This is a genomic window from Lewinella sp. IMCC34183, assembly GCF_003390915.1.
In the GTDB taxonomy this organism is placed as follows: Bacteria; Bacteroidota; Bacteroidia; order Chitinophagales; family Saprospiraceae; genus Neolewinella.
Genome location: NZ_QMEM01000029.1, coordinates 1 through 1,229, shown reverse-complemented (window position 1 = coordinate 1,229; position 1,229 = coordinate 1). Strand labels below are relative to the sequence as shown.

The 1,229-nt window shown below is 59.8% G+C and carries 2 protein-coding genes; both read left to right on the top strand.

Annotated features, from left to right (window positions below):
- Positions 1 to 80: 80 nt before the first annotated feature.
- Positions 81 to 377 (top strand): transposase, encoded by a 297-nt coding sequence (locus tag DQG19_RS20635; RefSeq protein ID WP_157974652.1) that lies wholly within the window; start codon positions 81 to 83, stop codon positions 375 to 377.
- Positions 374 to 1,216, top strand: coding sequence for an IS3 family transposase (locus DQG19_RS20630; RefSeq protein WP_116128473.1), 843 nt, complete (start codon positions 374 to 376; stop codon positions 1,214 to 1,216). The genes DQG19_RS20635 and DQG19_RS20630 overlap by 4 nt, the downstream gene beginning before the upstream one ends.
- Positions 1,217 to 1,229 lie beyond the last annotated feature (13 nt).

Sequence of the window (1,229 nt, the reverse complement as noted above, 5' to 3'; positions counted from 1 at the left end):
TGTAGACTTCCCTTCCCCCGCGTCCATGAATGAGTAGAAAATTACCCGTAATTTTCTCAAACCCGTTCAATTTGTACGCTATGCGTCAGAGCAAATTTTCCACCCAGCAGCGCCTCGGCATCATTGCCGAACACGACGCCGGTACGCCGGTCGCCGAGTTGTGCCGTAAACACCAAATCTCTCCGGCCACCTTCTACAAGTGGAAGAAGGAGAAGGTCACCGACGAGGACGACACCCAGCGCCGCCTCAAGGAACTTGAGGCCGAGAACAAGCGGCTCAAAAAGATGTACGCCAACCTGAGCCTGGACCACGACATCCTACAGCAGGGCTACTCGATGCTAAAAAAGTGGCAGGCCCAGGACGCCGCGAAGAAATGATCGACCGCACCACGGTCGATCCGGGCGGCAGTGTACGTCACTGCTGCCGCGTCCTGGGCCTGCGCCGGGCCAGCTACCACCACCGCAAGTCCGGTCACCGTCCGGAGCTGGCCGACAATGAGTTGGCCGACCTGCTGCGGCGAACCACCGAGTGCTTCGTCTCGTGGGGCTTCTGGAAAGTCTACCATTACCTGCGCCAGCAGCGCCTTACCGCCGCTAACCACAAGCGCGTGTACCGCATCTGGTGCCGGGAGCGCCTCAACCTCCGATTACCGCCCCGGCGACCGAGGATCTACCGGACCTACCAGGAACTGATCAGCCCGGACGGGATCAACGAAGGCTGGGCCATGGACTTTGTGAGCGACTACGTTGTGGGCCCCACGCACAAACGGGTGCGCATCGTTAACGTCATGGACGAGGGTTCACGGCGGGCGTTGTGGACCGAGGCGTTCGACAGCATCTCGGCCAGGACGCTGCTCACCGTGCTGGACCGGGTGGTGGACTACCGTGGCCGCCCGGCCTACATCCGCTGCGACAACGGTCCGGAGTTCATCTCGCGTAAGTTGCGGTCCTGGGCGGAGGGGAACGGCATCGAGCTGCGCTTTATCCAGCCGGGCAAACCAACCCAGAATGGCCTAATCGAGCGGCTCAACAAAACGTTACGCGCCGAGTGCCTTAACCTGACCTGGTTCCGGGGTGTCGAAGAGCTCAACGACGAACTCCAAGCCTGGAGTCAAACCTACAACCTCATCCGACCACACGAAAATCTTGGCCACATCAGCCCGGAAATCTACGAACTCGAAAACCAGAAATTCTACTATTCCGTGGTCGCGGCCTAGGGGAAGTCTACAA

Excerpts from the sequence above, each read along its gene's own strand:
- DQG19_RS20635 (WP_157974652.1), top strand. The coding sequence starts at position 81 with ATGCGTCAGAGCAAATTTTCCACCCAGCAGCGCCTCGGCATCATTGCC.
- DQG19_RS20630 (WP_116128473.1), top strand. The coding sequence starts at position 374 with ATGATCGACCGCACCACGGTCGATCCGGGCGGCAGTGTACGTCACTGC.